Below are 17642 nucleotides of genomic sequence, written 5' to 3'. Positions count from 1 at the left end.
TGTTAATGGAAACTAACATGTCAGAAATTAGCCGTGCCGTGCTTTTCGGCAAACTGGATACGCTGTTATTTACCTCTCTGGAAAGCGCGACTGCCTTCTGCAAGCTGCGCGGCAACCCCTACGTTGAGCTGGTGCACTGGCTGCATCAGCTGATGCAGCAGCAGGATGGCGATCTGCAGCAGGTCATCCGCCATTTTGCCCTTGATGAACAGCAGCTGGCGCGCGATATCGTGGCGGCGCTGGACGCTCTGCCGCGCGGCGCAAGTTCCGTTTCCGATCTCTCTGAACATATTGACAGCGCCGTGGAGCGCGCCTGGGTCTTCGGCTCGCTGAAGTTTGGCGTCAGCCGCATTCGCGGCGGCCATTTGCTGATCGGTATCCTCAAAACCTGGAATCTGGCCAACGTGCTGAAAAGCATCTCGGCGCAGTTCACCCGCCTTAACGTTGAGGTGCTGATTGAGCAGTTCGACGCCATCTGCGCCAACAGCAAAGAGACGCAGCAGGCCGCTGCCGCCGTCGACGCGCCCGCGGGTGCGGTCCCGGCGGCTCAGGGTACGCTGGCCCAGTACGGCCAGGACCTGACCGCCCGCGCACGCGACGGGAAGATTGACCCGGTTGTCGGGCGCGACGAGGAGATCCGCCAGATGGTCGATATCCTGATGCGTCGCCGCCAGAACAACCCGCTGCTGACCGGGGAAGCCGGGGTTGGGAAAACGGCGGTGGTGGAAGGGCTGGCGTTGCGTATCGCTGACGGCGACGTCCCGGAGCCGCTGCAAAATATTCAGCTGTGGCTGCTGGATATCGGCATGTTGCAGGCCGGCGCGGGCATGAAAGGTGAGTTTGAAGCCCGTCTGCAGGCGCTCATTAACGAAGTCCAGTCCAGCGCCACGCCGATCATTCTGTTTATCGATGAGATCCACACCCTGATTGGCGCAGGCGGCCAGCAGGGGACCGGCGATGCAGCGAACCTGCTGAAGCCCGCGCTGGCGCGCGGCCAGCTGCGCACCATCGGCGCCACCACCTGGGCAGAATACAAAAAGTACATTGAGAAAGATCCGGCGCTGACCCGTCGTTTCCAGACGGTGCAGGTTCACGAGCCGGACGAAGCGAAAGCCATTCTGATGCTGCGCAGCACCGTGTCGCCGCTGGAGACGCACCACCAGGTGTTGCTGCTCGACGAAGCGGTCAGCGCGGCGGTGAAGCTGTCCCACCGCTACATCCCGGCGCGTCAGCTGCCGGATAAAGCCGTGGCCCTGCTCGACACCGCCTGCGCCCGCGTCGCGGTGAGCCAGAGCGCGCCGCCTGCGCAGCTGGAAGACTGCTTGCGCCACCTTGCTGCGCTTGACGTGGAAATTGAGATCGCAGAACGCGAAGCGCGCATGGGGGCCGGTGATGCCGAGCGCGTCACGGCATTACGCGCCGAACGCGACGCGTTCGAAACAAAACGCGAAGCCCTGGCCCGGCGCTGGGAAGAAGAGCGCAGCCTGGTGCAGGAGATTATCCGCCTGCGCGCCGCGCTGTTCGTGGCGGGCGAAGAAGATACCGCCGAGCTGCGCGGCCAGCTGGCGGAACAGCATCAGGCGCTGAACGCCTTACAGGGTGACGAGCCGCTGCTGTTTGCCGCAGTGGATGAAAACGTGGTCGCCGCGGTCGTCTCTGACTGGACCGGGATCCCGCTGGGCCGGATGGTGAAAAACGAGATCGACGCGGTACTCAACCTTGCCGACACGCTAAACCAGCGCGTTATCGGCCAGCGTCACGGTCTGGACCTGATTGCCCGCCGCGTGAAAACCTCCCGGGCGAAGCTCGACGATCCGAACAAACCGGTGGGCGTATTTATGCTGTGCGGCCCGTCCGGCGTCGGGAAAACCGAAACCGCGCTGGCGCTGGCGGAATCCCTGTACGGCGGCGAGCAGAACGTTATCACCATCAACATGAGCGAGTTCCAGGAAGCGCACACCGTTTCCACCTTAAAAGGTGCGCCTCCGGGGTACGTAGGGTATGGTGAAGGCGGCGTGTTAACCGAGGCCGTGCGCCGCCGCCCTTACAGCGTGGTGCTGCTGGACGAAATTGAAAAAGCGCACCCGGACGTCCATGAGATTTTCTTCCAGGTCTTCGACAAAGGCTGGATGGAAGACGGCGAGGGGCGCCACATTGATTTCCGCAACACCATCATTATTCTGACGTCCAACGTGGGCACCGAGCTGATTAGCGCCATGTGCGCCGATCCGGAGCTGATGCCTGAGCCGGACGCCTTGAGCGGCGCGCTGCGCCAGCCGCTGCTGGAGGTATTTCCGCCGGCGCTGCTGGGCCGCCTGCTGGTGGTGCCGTACTACCCGCTCAGCGACGAGATGCTGGGGCAGATTGTTCGCCTGCAGCTCAAGCGCATTCAGCGTCGTCTGGAGGAGAATCACAGCATCATTTCTGAGTTTGACGACAGCGTGGTGGAACAGATTGTTCAGCGCTGCACCGAGGTGGAGTCCGGCGGCCGCATGGTGGATGCTATCCTGACTAACACCTTGCTGCCTCAGATGAGCCAGATCTTACTTACCGCCAGCCGCAGCGACGAGCAGTACCGACGTCTGCACGTCACCTGCGAGCAGGGCGAGTTTCACTGTCAGTTTGCCGCGTAATAATCATCAAGAGAACTGTAAAAGATGACGGATAATGATAACAATCGGACTGTCCCAAACGCGCTCCCGGTCGGGTACCGCTTCAACGAGTTTGAAATCAAAGAGGTGATCGGCGGCGGCGGTTTTGGCATTGTCTATCGCGCGTGGGATCACCAGCTCGAACGCACTATCGCTATCAAAGAATTTATGCCTGCCTCGCTCGCCGTGCGCGGCGACGACATGACCCTGGTGCTGCGCAGCGAACGCTTTGGCAAAGCGTTTTCCGCGGGACTGAACAGCTTCATTCAGGAAGCGCGTCTGCTGGCGCGTTTTAACCACCCGAACCTGCTGCACGTCCTGCGTTTCTGGGTGCAAAACGACACGGCCTACATGGGGACGCTGTTTTACAGCGGCACCACGCTTTCGCGCCTGCGCGAAGAAAAACCGGAGCTGATCAACGAGGCCTGGATCCGCCGCACGCTGCCGATGCTGTTCGGCGCGATCAAGACCATCCACGACGAAGGCTATCTGCACCGCGACATCTCGCTGGATAACATTCAGATCCAGGATAACGGCCTGCCGGTGCTGCTCGATTTCGGCTCCGCGCGCCGCACCATCGGTAACCTTTCCGACGAAACGGAAACCATGCTGCGCCCCGGCTTTGCGCCGATTGAGCAATACACCGACGACAACGAAAGCGAGCAGGGCCCGTGGACGGATATTTACGCCCTCGGCGCGGTGCTGCGTACCCTGATTGTGGGTTCTCCGCCGCCGGTCAGCGTGGTGCGCTCTATTCAGGACACCTGCAAACCGCTGGTGGAAATCATGCCGCAGGGCTACTCCATCCCGCTGCTGCAGGCCATCGACCGCGCGCTGGCGCTGCACATGGAGGATCGTCCCCAGTCTATCGACGAATTTGCCGCGCTGATTGAGATGCCGGTCGCCGGGATTAACGATGTGCTGACCGCCAAAAAGACCGGCACCATGCTGGTTCCGGTTGAGGAAGAGAAGCCGGCATCGGCGCTTGACTGGCGGCGCTACAAGATCCCAGGCATGGTTGCCGCGGGCGTGCTGGTGGGCGTTGTCGCCGGAGCGATGTTGTTCAGCGGCGGTAATGATGCACCTGAGCAGGCTGCACAGGCACCGGCAGAGACGCGTCCGACTGAGACCGCCGCGAACACGCCTGACGTGAAGCCAGAAGCCGCGAAGGCTGGCGAGCAGACGACTGCGCCGGAGACAGCGCAACAAACGCCACCGCCTGTCGCGAGCCCTGTTGCGCTGGTCTATATCCGCATTCTCGACGGCGAAACCCTGAAAGTGAACGGCGAGCCAAAAGCGCTGCGTCCGGCGGCGAACGGCTATGCCTCGCTCAAGCTGCCAGCCGGTGAGGCGAAGATTGAACTGCAGGGCAACGGGAGAACGCGCAGCCAGACGCTGGATATCGGCAAGCCGGGCACCTGGCTGGTGAATCCGTAGTATTACGCTCAGTCAAAGATGCGAACCTCTTTTCTGAATCGCATAAGCTATATGGAATAAAGATTATGCTCAACCGAATTACCGTTCAGCTCCCGGTGGAGGGGCTTCTGTTCTGGAAACTGACGGGCCGCGAGGCGATGTCCGAGTCGTTCGCGCTGACGCTGACCGTGCTCGGCACGGACGCGCGCATCGACCGCAGCAAGCTGCTCGGCCAGCCGGTCACGGTGACCATCCCGACGCAGAGCCTGCTGACGTCCCGCTACGTTAACGGCAAGATTACCCGGGTGGCGGTCAGCGCCGTTGAACTGACGGGCACGCGCTATGCGGTGTACCAGCTGACGGTGGAGCCGGACCTGTGGCCAATGAAGCGCGACCGTAACCTGCGTATTTTCCAGGGGCAGACGGTGCCGCAGATTGTGAAAACCCTGCTCGGTGAGCATCAGGTTAACGTTGAGGATAAACTCACCGGCAGCTACCGGGTGTGGGACTACTGCGTGCAGTATCAGGAGTCGAGCCTGGACTTCATCAGTCGCCTGATGGAGCTGGAGGGGATTGCCTATCACTTCCGCCATGAGGCGGACAAGCACACGCTGGTGCTCACCGACGCCGCCACGCAGCATCAGCCGTTCAGCGGCTATGAGGTCATTCCTTACCACCAGACGCCGTCCGGCGGCAGTACGGACGAAGAGGGCATCAGCCAGTGGGCGCTGGAGGACAGCGTGACGCCGGGGATTTACAGCCTCGACGACTATGACTTCCGCAAGCCGAACGCGTGGCTGTTCCAGGCCCAGCAGAACCCGGCGTCGCCGAAGCCGGGCAGCATCGACGTGTACGACTGGCCGGGTCGCTTTGTCGACAAAGGGCACGGGGAGTTCTATGCCCGTATTCGTCAGGAGCGCTGGCAGGTTGAGCACCAGCAGATTCAGGCCACCGCGACGGCGGCGGGGATTGCGCCGGGGCACACCTTCACGTTAACCAACGCGCCGTTCTTCAGCGACAACGGGGAGTATCTGGTGACGGCGGCGGGCTACCACCTCGAAGAGAACCGCTATGCCAGCGGCGAGGGGGAGACCATTCACCGCACCGATTTCACGGTTATTCCTGCGTCGGTGGCCTACCGTCCGGCACAATCCACGGCGTGGCCGCGCACCTACGGTCCGCAGACGGCGAAAGTGGTCGGGCCGAAGGGCGAGAGTATCTGGACGGACAAATACGGCCGGGTGAAGGTGAAGTTCCACTGGGACCGTCTGGCGAAGGGGGATGACACCAGTTCCTGCTGGGTGCGCGTGTCGAGCGCGTGGGCAGGTCAGGGCTACGGCGGGGTGCAGATCCCGCGCGTCGGCGACGAGGTGGTGGTGGACTTTATCAACGGCGACCCGGACCGTCCGATTATTACCGGGCGCGTGTATAACGACGCGAGCATGCCGCCGTGGGCGCTGCCGGCTGCGGCGACGCAGATGGGTTTTATGAGCCGCTCTAAGGGTGGCTCCGTGGACAACGCCAACGCCCTGCGCTTTGAGGATAAAGCGGGCGCAGAGCAGGTGTGGATCCAGGCCGAGCGCAACATGGACACAAGCGTTAAAAATGATGAAACGCACAGCGTCGGCGGGGCGCGCAGCCATTATGTGAAGAAAAATGAGCTGCATCGTGTGGAAGCGAACCAAACTCAGGCGGTGAAAGGCGGAACCGAGATCCTGACGGGGAAAGGCAAGCTGGATGCGGCGGTCGAGCAGTATGTTATTGCTTCCGGGACGAAGCTGCGGCTGGTCTCAGGTGAGAGCGCTATTGAGCTGAACGCTAACGGCAAGATTAACCTGATCGGCAAAGAGTTTAACTTCTTCGTGGAAGGGGATGGTTATATCACCACGGGCGGTAAGCTGCATCTGAATACCTCTGGCACCAAACCGGGCACAACGGCGCCGGGGTCAGGGCATAAAGGGGATATTGATGCGGCGGTGCAGGCGAAGTTTTCGCCGCAAGAGAGCGCCAGTCGTCCTGCCCCCGCTGCGGCTCCAGCAGCAGGCCAATCGAAAACTGCTCCAGCTTCGGCGTCAACAACAGCCCCGCCTTTGAAAGGGAATTATGTTTATAAAAATAATCCGAATAGCTCAGACGTTATGCCTTTCAATGATGATGTTGTTAAACAAATCAACAAGTCACCGACCCTTCAAACTCAGCTAAAAGATTTGAAAGACAAGGGATGGGCGATTCAACCAGGAGCGGCTGGTGGGGGAAGTTATGCTGAGGCGGATAATAAATTGATCGTTATGGATCCTGAACACATGGAAGACACGGCCACGACGGTACAAACTTTAGCTCATGAAGCAGGACATGCCACATATCCTGTTGCTGCAGATTATTCGAGTAAAGAAAACTTCATTAACAGCCAGCTAATGGATGAAGGTGGTGCAACCTTGAATAATATCAAAATACAGCGTGAAATTCTGGGGAATGGCGGTATTGATATTGATATAGCAGGAAGCCCGGAAAATCTCAAAGCTTACAATGCAGCCTATGATAAAATGGTAAGTGGAGAGCTGTCGCGGGTTGACGCTGCAAAAGCTATAGGTAAAGTCTACGGTAAAGGCGAAATAGCTTCGGGTACCGATCTCAATTACAGCGATTATTACGGGGGTTTCTATGGTAAGTAGAATGACAAAAAATACCATCCTCTTTTTGCTCCCACTATTTTCAACTTTTTCTTACGCAGGACAAACAAACATGAACCAAGATTCGTTATGGCATATTGTTAAAGAACTCAAAACAGTCTGGGGAAAACAGACCGAGGATGTCAGTAAACTTTTCCATCAACCACTGGTCCAAAAAAATCCAGAAGTGAAAGACCGTTATACGTCAGTTCCATTCACATTATCTGATGGAACGCGTATCAGCGATTTAGATGTTCGTTTATGGGGAAACGGAGATAATAGCGTTTCACTTGTCTCGTTTGTAATCGAACAGCCTTGCATTACGCTCGAACAAGTCAAAACTCATTTCCCTGATGTTAAAATTTCTAACATTCCTCGTGGGAATACCGCAGGACAATCTGTTGGATACCGAACCGTTACTGATGAGAGAGGACTTGCATGGGCATTTAGTTTTCCGGTGATGAACCAGGAATGTTTAAATAGAGTCGTTATGTCGCGTTACGATCGTTAATAAGTGTTGTGTTTTCATGCCGGCACGGGTATTTCGCTGCCGGTTTGCAGCATCCGTGAAGAGCGTAATTTACATCAAGTCAGTGACGTTTAACGTGAAAAAACACACGCCCATATTTCTTTGTTTTTCCCTGATGTTAAGTTGTCTGAGTAGCAATGTGGTTTTGGCAGAGGCTATGCCGCCCGTTCTGACAAAACAGGATTTTTCCGTGAAGGTCAAAGACCAGCCCATCGCCCTGGGCGACAGATGGACTCCTGATATTGCCTGTAAAATTGAAATGCCAGTGGAAGGCAGTTTTACCGGTGAGGTTCCTTTTGACGGAATGAACTATAAATTCTTCCAGCATCAAAGGGCTGGGTTAGAAATATTCAGTTCCAATCTCTGGTGGGATAAAGCGGAAAGAAGCGTTGATGATTATATCGTGTCTCAAATTACGCTGACTGACCAAGGCTTCGCAACGCCGCGTGGTATCCATGTGGGTTCAACGAGAGAGGAACTGAACAGCGCATACGGTACCGGTCAGGTCGACAATGATTCGGGGGAACAGTGGATTACCTACGAGTTGGGTAAAAAAGCGCTCTCGTTTGAGATGAAAGACGGCAACGTTTTGAAAATAAGCATGAATTACAACAATGGCTCTTCAGAGTAATTTATGACCAAGAAATATTTGGCAGTCGTCTTGTTCACCGCTTTATTGGCAGGCGTCGTTGAAACGTCATCGGCGCTTGAATTATCGCAATACAATAAGCTCAATACGGTTAGTCGCATCGTTAATGATAGCGAAGTGACAGACAATCTCAGGAAGACGCTGGGAAATCATTACCAGACCTATATTGATAACTTTGATGTCTTCGGGGAACCGCATACCACCCCAGGTGGTGGATTGTTTGTTGAAGGCTGGCTAAAGGATCTCTATCAGGAGAACGCGTCCGCGCTGGTCATTAATCCTGACGGCAAAATCTTTGCGGCCTGGGTGATTCCGGAGTCGGACGTTATTCATTACCAGACTTCTGATAATAGCCCGGCTATTCATGCCGATATTCTGCAGTGGGCCGCCAGATTCAATGCGAAGCATTTTGCAACGAACAGCCAATCAGGCCTCGCGTTTGACGGAGCTTGGGCCGGCGAATTCGAGAACGACTCAACGTTAACCCTGCGTTTAGCTGAATCAGGTAACCGTATCACAGGCTCCTATTGCTATATCTCCCAGAGAGGAAACCGCATAGATTGCCCGGAAGATGATGAGCAAAATCTTAGCGGTACGATCGCTGGCAATCGTGCCAGCGTTGAGTTCAACTCATCGTTTGGCGGCGTGGGCGGACGAGCTGTTCTGGAAATAAAAGGGAGTGAAATGGAATGGCGTTTAGTCACTCCTCCTCAAAAAGGAAATTATTATGCACCGCTGCGTTATACGTTACGTAAAACCGCATCGGTTTATAGCGCTGAAACCAGAAAACTGGACACCGAAAAATTCGCTATTTCTCTTATAAACACGTGCGGTCATTTTGATAGCGAATGTGACGAGATGGTTTATCTCGGCGTGCGCAAAAGCGATAACAGTACCATCTCATTAAAGGGAAAAACGCTGCACGATCCAGCAGGTAAAATAATCGGCTCAACGTACAAAAATGGCGAGATCGCTTACACCGTGACGTACGCACCCGTGAAATTGGTTGTCAGCAAAGGCAACCATGTTTTAGTTGAACAGTCAGGCCAGTGGCTTAAATAACTATACAGCCAGCCAAAGGGCCAGCATGGATTGGCCTCTTTTGTTTCTCATCATATTAATCATCCCGAGTTCACTTATGAAATACACCCTCCAGGAAGGTTCGTTTTCCCTATTTCCTGCTGCCTGGCAGGATAACAGCATGAACATTATTCGCGATGACGAAAGCGGGCTGTCCGTGGTGGTCAGCCGCGGCGTTATCCCGGATAGCAGCAACTATGAGCAAGAGTTCCACCGTCAGTGGGACATACTGCGTCCTCAGATGGGCGAAATTGCCCAGAGCGAATTCCGGAACGTAAAAGCCGGTCCTGATGGAAAAATTAGCGGACTGGAAGTCGAGACCACCTTTGACCGTAACGGACAGCGCCTGTGGCAAAAACAGCTTGCCGTTCAGACGCCGGGCAAACCGGTATTGATGATTTTTACCCTCTCGGCATTAAGAACATTCACCGAAGAGGACGAGGTGCGCTGGAGCGCGCTTAAGCAGAGTCTGACGCTAAACGACAACCGGAATGTGTAAGGCATGAGCGATAACAACGCGGCTCGTAAGGGCGACGAGATTATTCACTCCAGCATTTTTGCTGACATCACCAGCATTGTGGCGGAAGGTGCCGCCTATGCGGTGATTGGCGCGGCGGTAGGGCTGGCGGCAACGGCTGCCGCGCCTCTACTCGGTGCGGGTGCTGCTGCCGCAGGCGTGGCGGCAATTGGATCCAGCTGTCTGTTAAGCGGGATTATCGGTGGCGTGCTGGCGAACGTGGCGGGTATTACCGACGATATCAGCAACGCCGCGGAAGGATTAGGCAATGCGCTTTTCCCGCCGTCGCCTGCGGGTAAAATCACCACCGGTTCAAATAACGTGCTGACCAACGCAATCCCCGCCGCACGCGCGGCAGGCACGCTGACGCCCGCCGATACCCCTTCCCCTGAGCCGCAGTCGCCGGGCAGCTTTGCCGATTACGCGGGCATGCTGCTTTCCGCCGCCGGACAGTTTGGCAGCGAAATGTGGCAGCCGAGCGTGGCCTCTGCCGCTGCGGGAACCTCGCCGCTGGAAGAAGATAAGGTGGCGTGTGAAAAACACTCCGGGCCGCAGTACCTGGCGGAAGGCTCTAAAAGCGTCTTTATCAACGGGCAGCCCGCAGTGCGTGCGAAAGATCGCACCACCTGCGAAGGCACCGTTTCCGACGATGTCTCCCCGAACGTGATCATCGGCGGGGACACGCTCACGGTCCGCGATATTAAAAGCGGTAAAACGCCGGGCCTGGCGCTGGGGATGATTGCGCTCTCCCTGCTACGCGGGCGCCCGGGCAAGATCCTCAAAAACATGCCCTGCGCGCTGGCAGCGGCTGGCGGTGGGATGCTGGCCGATATGGCGGTCAACGCCGTGTTTGGCTCCTCGCATCCGGTCCATGCCGCCACCGGCGTGAAGGTGCTGAACGATGACGATGAGCTCGACTTCTCGCTGCCGGGGCGCTTCCCGCTGCGCTGGCAGCGCAGCTACAACAGCCTGACCACCCGCGAAGGGCTGTTCGGTCTGGGCTGGGCAACCACCTTTGACAGCTATCTGGCGCTGGAAGAAGACAACGCCACCTGGTTCGACGAAACCGGGCGCGAGCTGAGCTTCGAACTGCCGCCTGTCGACCGCGCGTTTTACAGCATCAGCGAAGGCATTATTATCCGCCGCAATGAGAGCGGCGACGTGGCGATTGCCGACGATGACGGCGCGGTGTGGCGTCTGTATAAACCAACCCGGGTGAATCCCTCCATCCTGCGTCTGGCCTCCCTCAGCGATGAATATGGCAACGCGCTGCTGACGGAGTGGGACGAGCACGGCAGGCTGGTCGGCCTGCACGACGAGCCGCGGGCAATCGACGTCACCCTGCGCTATGAAGATGAACGTTTCCCGCGGCGTGTTACCGCTGCCAGCCATTTCGACGGCAACCAGACCTGGCCGCTGATGCAATGGGGCTACGACGCGCGCGGCCAGCTGGCGAGCGCGACGGATGCCTCCGGCGTGGTGACGCGTGAATACCGCTATAACGACCACGGCCTGATGGTCTGGCACCGGATGCCGGGCGGTCTGGAGAGCGAATACCGCTGGAAAAAATTCGATCACTGGCGCGTGGTGGAAAACCGCACCAGCACCGGTGACGGCTGCCGCTTTAGCTATGATTTAGCAGCTGGGTTGACGACCGTCGAACACTACGACGGTCAGACGCGCCGCCACTACTGGAACGCGCAAAATCTGATTGTCCGCTACGTTGACGAGCGTGGTGAAAACTGGCGCTACGAGTGGGATGAGAACGAACTTCTGACGCGTCGCATCGATCCGCTCGGAAATGCCGTCACCTTCGTCTACGACGAAATGGGCAACCGGGTTCAGGAGATCGACGCCGACGGCAACACCCGCACCACCACCTGGCTGGAACACCGCGCGCTTCCTGCGGCCATTATTGAAGCCGACGGCAGCGCCACCCGGTTCTGGTACGACGAACACCACGGGCTGAAGCGCGTGGTGGATCCGATGGGGCAGACGACGTCGCTGCGACGGGATGAGTTTGGCCAGGTTGTAGAAGAGGTCGATGCCGCAGGCAACAGCCGCTATCAGGAGTACAACGAGGCCGGGCAGATCATACGTTCGACGGACTGTTCCGGGCGTATTACCCGCTATCGCTATCACCCGCTGGGCTGGCTGGTGGCTGAGATTAGCGCCGACGGTGAAGAGACGCGTTACCGCTACGACGCCGCAGGGCGTCCGGTGCAGCTCGACCGACCGGAAGGCTGGACGGAGTCGCTCAAATGGAACGAACGTGGCCTGCCGGTGAAGCATGCTGGCGCCGACGGGAAGGAAAGTGAGTTCAGATACGATGGGGCCGGGCGCTTAACCGCCACCCGTAATACCCAGGGTGAAGAGGTCCGTCGCCGCTGGGACAGCCGCGGACGTCTGATTGCCCTTGAAAACGAAAATGGCGAAGCGTACCAGTTCCGCTGGGGCGCGGACTCTCTGCTGCTGGAAGAGGTGGGGCTTGATGGCGTGGCCTCGCAGTATCGCTATGACGCCTGCGGGCGCACGATAGCGCGCACGTTTGCCGCCGGCCATCCGGAGGCCATCACCCACGCCTTCGTCTGGAGCGCGAGCGGCCAGCTGGTCGCCCGCACCACGCCAGAAGGACAGACCCGCTACCACTACACTCCGTCCGGGCTGTTAAGCCGGATAGGGCTGCATCCGGCGCTTTCAGCCGACGCGTGGACCACCGAGGCAGAGCAGGAGCTTGCCTTTGAGTATGACGCACTCGGTCGCGTCACCCGCGAAGCGGGCGAGCAAGGTGAGCTGGCGTGGGAGTATGATGCGCTGGGCAACCGCACCTCCGTCACGCTGCCCGATGGTCGCGAGCTGAAGCAGTTCTACTACGGCAGCGGGCATCTGCTCAGCATTGCTCTTGATAAGCTCTCGGTTTCCGATTTTACGCGCGACGAGCTTCACCGAGAGACCAGCCGCACCCAGGGGCTGCTGACCACCCGCAGCGAGTACGACCGCCTCGGCCGCCTGCATCGCCGGGACGTTTTTACCGGCAATGCCCAGCGCCCGTCGCCGCGCCGCTGGTCCCGCCGCTGGGATTATGACTACCGCAATAACCTGGTGCGGGAAGAGCGGGACGATAACCCGTTCAGCTGGTACCGCTGGCAGTACGACAGCGCCGGGCGTCTGCTTGTTCAGGACGGCACGCTGCCCGGACAGGAGCAGTGGCGCTGGGATGCTGCCGGTAACCCGCTTGAAGGCTCTGCTGAGAAGGTCACGCACAACCGCCTGACGCAGCTGAACGGCATTCGCTGGCGCTATGACATCCACGGCCGTACCGTGGAGAAGGATAACGGCCAGACCCGCTGGCACTACCGCTATGACGGCGAGCATCGCCTGACGGAGGTCATCAGCCAGCCAAGGGACCGCAACAGGCCGCAGACGCAGGTCAGCTTCCGCTACGATCCGCTCGGTCGGCGCATCAGCAAAACGCGACGCCAGATGCTGGGCGGACAGCCAACCGGCAAGCCAGTCACCACCCGGTTTGTCTGGGAAGGGTTCCGCCTGCTGCAGGAGGTGCACGGGGATGTGCCGCTCACCTACGTCTACAGCGATCAGGACAGCTATGATCCGCTGGCGCGTATTGACGGTGTTGATGCCCCGGAGATTTTCTGGTTCCACTGCCAGCCGAACGGCACGCCGGAGCGGATGACGGATATCGAAGGGCAGGTGCGCTGGGAAGGGGTGAACAGCGCCTGGGGCAAGCTGCTGCGGGAAAGCGAGACGCAGGTATCAGGATATTCTCAGAACCTGCGCATGCAGGGGCAATATCTGGACCGTGAGACAGGGCTGCACTACAATCTGTTCCGGTATTATGACCCGGACTGCGGAAGGTTTACGCAGCAGGACCCGATAGGGCTGGCGGGGGGGATAAACCTTTACCAGTATGCGCCGAATGCGCTGGGGTGGGTGGATCCGTGGGGGTTGACTCCTAAAACATTAATTCACTACACGACTGAAGAAGGGATGAAAGGTATCACGGAAAGTGGTGTAATAAGACCTTCATCAGGAGATATACATGCCCGATTCGGGGATGGTCAATACTTCACTAATATCAGACCTGAAATGATTGGCGGACGAACACTTAAAGATGTTGGCGGAACTGGAAAAATGTCTCTGGGTCAATTAGCAGCTGATATATATGGTGATGCGAGGAAATTAAAAGGCATAAGTCATTTTGTCGAAATAGATGTTACTGGCTTAGATGTAATTGAACCCCGGAAAAATACATTTTTGATCTTAAACACAAAAGATCTCGATGTCTCTAAAAGAATTGTTAAAAGTGGGAGGAGTTGTGGTTGAGGTGAAAAAATATTATAAAGGAAATGTGGATTTTATTGCAGGTGAAGGGATCATTCTCAATGAGTTTATAGGAGATGTAACCACTCGACAAATAAATATTATAGATGGTGAATATTATGCTTCTTCCTCTTTACTGGATAAAAATGATAAAGTAGGTTTTCTATTATATGATGGTAAAAAAAGCGACTTGGACTTAAGTGACGCTGAAGAAATTTCAAATGAGGAATTTGAAACTTTCTGGCAAACATCAACGAGTTCATTGCAAGAAAAAAAGCGAATAAAGTACTTATCTGGAGATGCTGTGGAACCTTTGAAAAAATCCACAGTTATTGCTCATATTGTGAATAATAAAGGGAAATGGGGTAAAGGTTTTGTTCTGTCCCTTTCAAATAAATACCCTGCTGCAAAGAAACATTATCTCAGTAGCTTCAAAGAAAATAACTTCCCTGAATTAGGAATGGTTGATTTTGTCATGGTTGATGCTCAAGAACAGATATTTATTGCTAATATGTATGCGCAGGATGGAATAAAGAAAAGTATAAATGACAGAAAACAATACGTATCATATGCATCCCTGGAAGTTTGTCTGGAAAAATTATCTGACTTTGCTTTAGTGAATCGCCTTTCAGTACAAATGCCAAGGATAGGAGCTGGCCTTGGTGGAGGTGATTGGGATGTTATAGAGACATTAATACAAAAAAAGATTTGCTATAAGATGATTGATTGCAGTGTAATAACTTTATAATATGAAATTTAGGAATCTATTTATTATATTTGGTTGTTGCTTAGGGGAAGATTTTATTTAAAAGGGCAAGGGCTTTAGTATGCAAATATCTATAACATATACTATTGAACAAGGAAACGAGTTTCACGACAACCAAAAATACGCCGAGGCTTTAGAGCAATACCAAAAAGCCTGGCAAGCTCTTCCTGAACCAAAGTTCGAATCTGAATTTGCCAACTGGATCTCTGCCTGCATGTACAGCGCATATTTTGATCTCGCGGATTACGCTGAGGCAAAGAAATGGGGAGAGACGACATTACGAACACGTGGATCGGATATAGACACTGCATCCTTAATCGATCTCGGCATGGTCTGTTATGAGTTGAATCAATTCGAGGAAGCGTATAAATATTTTAACGATGCTTATAACTACGGCAAAGAGCGTGCGTTTCAGAATAGACCTAAAAAATATCTAGAGTTCTATCGCGCAAGAGGGGATAAGTTCGTTACTCTATAAAAAAATCCACGCCAAAGCGTGGATTTTTTTCATTCAAAACAAATCAAACGTTAAACAGGAAGTTCATCACATCGCCATCTTTAACGATGTAATCTTTCCCTTCCGCACGCATCTTGCCTGCTTCTTTCGCGCCTTGCTCACCCTTGTAGGTGATAAAGTCTTCAAACGCGATAGTCTGCGCGCGAATAAAGCCTTTCTCGAAGTCGGTGTGGATCTTACCGGCCGCCTGAGGTGCAGTCGCACCCACAGGAATCGTCCACGCACGCACTTCTTTCACGCCAGCGGTGAAGTAGGTCTGAAGGTTCAGCAGCTCGTAGCCCGCGCGAATCACGCGGTTCAGGCCCGGCTCTTCGAGACCCAGCTCGGCCATGAACTCTTCACGGTCGGCGTCGTCCAGCTCGGCGATGTCGGATTCAACGGCAGCGCAAACCGCCACAACCACAGAACCTTCCGCCGCTGCGATTTCACGCACTTTGTCCAGGTACGGGTTGTTCTCAAAACCGTCTTCGTTAACGTTGGCAATGTACATGGTTGGCTTCAGGGTCAGGAAGCTCAGGTATTTGATCGCCGCCTTGTCTTCTTCAGTCAGGTTTTTCAGCGCGCGCAGCATGCCCGCGTTTTCCAGCTGTGGCAGACATTTTTCCAGCGCAGCCAGTTCCGCTTTCGCGTCCTTGTCGCCGCCTTTGGCTTTCTTCTGCACGCGGTGAATCGCGCGTTCGCAGGTGTCGAGGTCAGAGAGCGCCAGCTCGGTGTTGATAACGTCGATGTCGTCCGCCGGATCCACTTTGTTGTTAACGTGAATGATGTTGTCGTTCTCGAAGCAGCGCACTACGTGGCCGATCGCTTCGGTTTCACGAATGTTGGTCAGGAACTGGTTACCCAGACCTTCGCCTTTGGAGGCACCTTTTACCAGGCCCGCGATGTCCACGAACTCCATGGTGGTTGGCAGAATACGCTGCGGCTTCACGATTTCCGCGAGCTGGTCCAGACGCGGGTCCGGCATTGGCACCACGCCGGTGTTCGGTTCGATGGTACAGAACGGGAAGTTGGCCGCTTCGATACCCGCTTTGGTAAGCGCGTTAAACAGGGTGGATTTGCCCACGTTTGGCAGACCGACGATACCGCATTTGAATCCCATTTCTAAATCACCTTAATATCTTGATAATCAATCCGTTAACGATAACCGATTGATGAAAAGTAAATAACTACGCCTATTATACACGTAACCCGCATGACGCGCGGTAAAAAAGCCGTATCGGGCGGATTATTGCGCTTTGAAAGCGTGTAAGCGGTTTGTCGCTTTCGTTAAGCCGTCTTTCAGCCAGATTTCGGTGCAGCGCGCCGCTTCGTCTACCGCTTCGTCAATCATTTTCTGTTCAGAAACCGGGGGCTTACCGAGTACGAAACCGACAACTTTGTTTTTATCGCCCGGATGGCCGATTCCCACGCGCAAACGGTGGAAATTCGGGTTATTGCCCAGCTTGCTGATGATGTCTTTAAGGCCGTTGTGGCCGCCGTGCCCGCCGCCCAGCTTGAATTTCGCCACGCCTGGGGGGAGATCCAGCTCATCGTGGGCGACCAGAATTTCATCCGGATTGATGCGATAAAACGTTGCCATCGCCGCCACGGCTTTACCGCTCAGGTTCATAAAGGTGGTGGGCACCAGCAGGCGAACATCCGCGCCAGCAAGGTTGATACGTGAGGTATAGCCGAAGAATTTTGGTTCTTCACGCAGGGGAGCACGTAACCGTTCGGCCAGCAGATCGACGTACCATGCCCCGGCATTGTGGCGGGTGGCTGCATACTCTGCGCCCGGGTTGGCGAGGCCGACAATCAGTTTAATCGTCACGATTTAATTCCTAATGGGTTCCAGATCTGGCGCGTAGTTTACTGTCTGGCGCGCCGCTTGACAAAATTCTGCGATCGTCACAGCGAAATACAAATAATTACTTATCTGAACAATTAGAATTTCAAGCTGTTCAACATGTTATTTGTAAATTTTTGTCTGGGAGTTATCTGTAATTGTGATCATTCACGCAACTCATAAAAGGGGCGTTGTCTATACTTTACACACAAGGATTAGGGGCTTTTCCCCTGACAACCCAAAGTTCCGGAGGTGACACATGAAACGCAAAAACGCTTCGTTACTCGGTAACGTGCTGATGGGGTTGGGGCTCTTCGTGATGGTAGTCGGCGTGGGTTATTCCATTTTAAACCAGCTGCCGCAGCTTGATCTCCCGCAATACTTCGCGCATGGCGCGGTACTGAGTATCTTCCTCGGTGCGGTGTTGTGGCTTGCCGGGGCGCGCGTAAGCGGACATGAGGAAGTCTGCGATAAATACTGGTGGGTGCGCCATTACGATAAACGCTGCCGCCGTGACCAGCATAAGCACAGCTAGTGCCCGATACAGAATACCGAAACGACTCCATCTGGAGTAATGCCGATCAGTTAAGGATCGGTTGACCGATCCAGTGGCTGTGTAAGAATCCGGAAATGCTCACCCGTTTCCGGATTTTTTTATGCACATTGGACAGGCTCTTGATCT

General features: G+C 55.4%; 13 protein-coding genes. 11 read left to right on the top strand and 2 right to left on the bottom strand.

Annotated elements, in window-relative coordinates; all coding sequences use genetic code 11:
- Positions 1–17 precede the first annotated feature (17 nt).
- The 10 genes from tssH (at position 18) to URZ40_RS07970 (ending at position 15096) form a co-directional block, all read left to right on the top strand.
- The gene (gene tssH / locus URZ40_RS08015) at positions 18–2633 is read left to right on the top strand and encodes a type VI secretion system ATPase TssH (protein ID WP_320720270.1); all 2616 of its coding nucleotides are present in this window, start codon (positions 18–20) and stop codon (positions 2631–2633) included.
- 24 nt (positions 2634–2657) lie between these two features.
- Entirely contained in the window at positions 2658–4088 is a 1431-nt protein-coding gene (locus tag URZ40_RS08010) for a serine/threonine-protein kinase (RefSeq protein ID WP_116339354.1), read from the top strand.
- Between the two features lie 65 nt (positions 4089–4153).
- Positions 4154–6739: a type VI secretion system tip protein VgrG gene (locus URZ40_RS08005; RefSeq protein WP_166711475.1), complete on the top strand. Its 2586-nt coding sequence runs from the start codon at positions 4154–4156 to the stop codon at positions 6737–6739.
- Position 6740: 1 nt separating this feature from the next.
- Positions 6741–7247: a hypothetical protein gene (locus URZ40_RS08000; RefSeq protein ID WP_226857675.1), complete on the top strand. Its 507-nt coding sequence runs from the start codon at positions 6741–6743 to the stop codon at positions 7245–7247.
- Between the two features lie 208 nt (positions 7248–7455).
- Positions 7456–7896: a hypothetical protein gene (locus tag URZ40_RS07995; RefSeq protein WP_240326275.1), complete on the top strand. Its 441-nt coding sequence runs from the start codon at positions 7456–7458 to the stop codon at positions 7894–7896.
- Positions 7897–7899: 3 nt separating this feature from the next.
- A complete protein-coding gene (locus URZ40_RS07990; RefSeq protein ID WP_320720266.1) occupies positions 7900–8976 on the top strand; it encodes a hypothetical protein in 1077 nt (358 codons plus the stop codon).
- A gap of 76 nt (positions 8977–9052) precedes the next feature.
- Positions 9053–9493: a DcrB-related protein gene (locus URZ40_RS07985; RefSeq protein ID WP_320720265.1), complete on the top strand. Its 441-nt coding sequence runs from the start codon at positions 9053–9055 to the stop codon at positions 9491–9493.
- Positions 9494–9496: 3 nt separating this feature from the next.
- Positions 9497–13855: an RHS repeat-associated core domain-containing protein gene (locus URZ40_RS07980; RefSeq protein WP_320720264.1), complete on the top strand. Its 4359-nt coding sequence runs from the start codon at positions 9497–9499 to the stop codon at positions 13853–13855.
- Entirely contained in the window at positions 13812–14600 is a 789-nt protein-coding gene (locus tag URZ40_RS07975) for an Appr-1-p processing protein (RefSeq protein ID WP_320720262.1), read from the top strand. The genes URZ40_RS07980 and URZ40_RS07975 overlap by 44 nt, the downstream gene beginning before the upstream one ends.
- A 79-nt stretch (positions 14601–14679) precedes the next feature.
- Positions 14680–15096, top strand: coding sequence for a hypothetical protein (locus tag URZ40_RS07970; protein WP_320720260.1), 417 nt, complete (start codon positions 14680–14682; stop codon positions 15094–15096).
- Between the two features lie 43 nt (positions 15097–15139).
- Here URZ40_RS07970 and ychF read toward each other — a convergent pair whose 3' ends face one another.
- Both ychF and pth read right to left on the bottom strand, forming a co-directional pair.
- On the bottom strand, positions 15140–16234 hold the full coding sequence (gene ychF, locus URZ40_RS07965; protein WP_010432886.1) for a redox-regulated ATPase YchF: 1095 nt from the start codon (positions 16232–16234) through the stop codon (positions 15140–15142).
- Between the two features lie 126 nt (positions 16235–16360).
- A complete protein-coding gene (pth, locus tag URZ40_RS07960) occupies positions 16361–16945 on the bottom strand; it encodes an aminoacyl-tRNA hydrolase (protein WP_320720258.1) in 585 nt (194 codons plus the stop codon).
- Positions 16946–17219: 274 nt separating this feature from the next.
- Here pth and ychH point away from each other — a divergent pair, with 274 nt between their 5' ends.
- The gene (gene ychH / locus URZ40_RS07955) at positions 17220–17495 is read left to right on the top strand and encodes a stress-induced protein YchH (protein ID WP_008499505.1); all 276 of its coding nucleotides are present in this window, start codon (positions 17220–17222) and stop codon (positions 17493–17495) included.
- Positions 17496–17642: the final 147 nt, after the last annotated feature.

Source organism: Enterobacter sp. 296B2, from assembly GCF_034106185.1.
Classification (GTDB): Bacteria; Pseudomonadota; Gammaproteobacteria; order Enterobacterales; family Enterobacteriaceae; genus Enterobacter; species Enterobacter cloacae_N.
Note: the sequence above shows the minus strand (reverse complement) of the source record. Positions and strands in the feature narration are given on the sequence as shown.

Coding starts and splice junctions, on each gene's coding strand:
- URZ40_RS07985 (WP_320720265.1), top strand. CDS start 9,053: ATGAAATACACCCTCCAGGAAGGTTCGTTTTCCCTATTTCCTGCTGCC.
- URZ40_RS08005 (WP_166711475.1), top strand. CDS start 4,154: ATGCTCAACCGAATTACCGTTCAGCTCCCGGTGGAGGGGCTTCTGTTC.
- URZ40_RS07980 (WP_320720264.1), top strand. CDS start 9,497: ATGAGCGATAACAACGCGGCTCGTAAGGGCGACGAGATTATTCACTCC.
- ychF (WP_010432886.1), bottom strand. CDS start 16,234: ATGGGATTCAAATGCGGTATCGTCGGTCTGCCAAACGTGGGCAAATCC.
- URZ40_RS07970 (WP_320720260.1), top strand. CDS start 14,680: ATGCAAATATCTATAACATATACTATTGAACAAGGAAACGAGTTTCAC.
- URZ40_RS07975 (WP_320720262.1), top strand. CDS start 13,812: ATGTCTCTAAAAGAATTGTTAAAAGTGGGAGGAGTTGTGGTTGAGGTG.
- ychH (WP_008499505.1), top strand. CDS start 17,220: ATGAAACGCAAAAACGCTTCGTTACTCGGTAACGTGCTGATGGGGTTG.
- URZ40_RS07990 (WP_320720266.1), top strand. CDS start 7,900: ATGACCAAGAAATATTTGGCAGTCGTCTTGTTCACCGCTTTATTGGCA.
- URZ40_RS08010 (WP_116339354.1), top strand. CDS start 2,658: ATGACGGATAATGATAACAATCGGACTGTCCCAAACGCGCTCCCGGTC.
- tssH (WP_320720270.1), top strand. CDS start 18: ATGTCAGAAATTAGCCGTGCCGTGCTTTTCGGCAAACTGGATACGCTG.
- URZ40_RS08000 (WP_226857675.1), top strand. CDS start 6,741: ATGACAAAAAATACCATCCTCTTTTTGCTCCCACTATTTTCAACTTTT.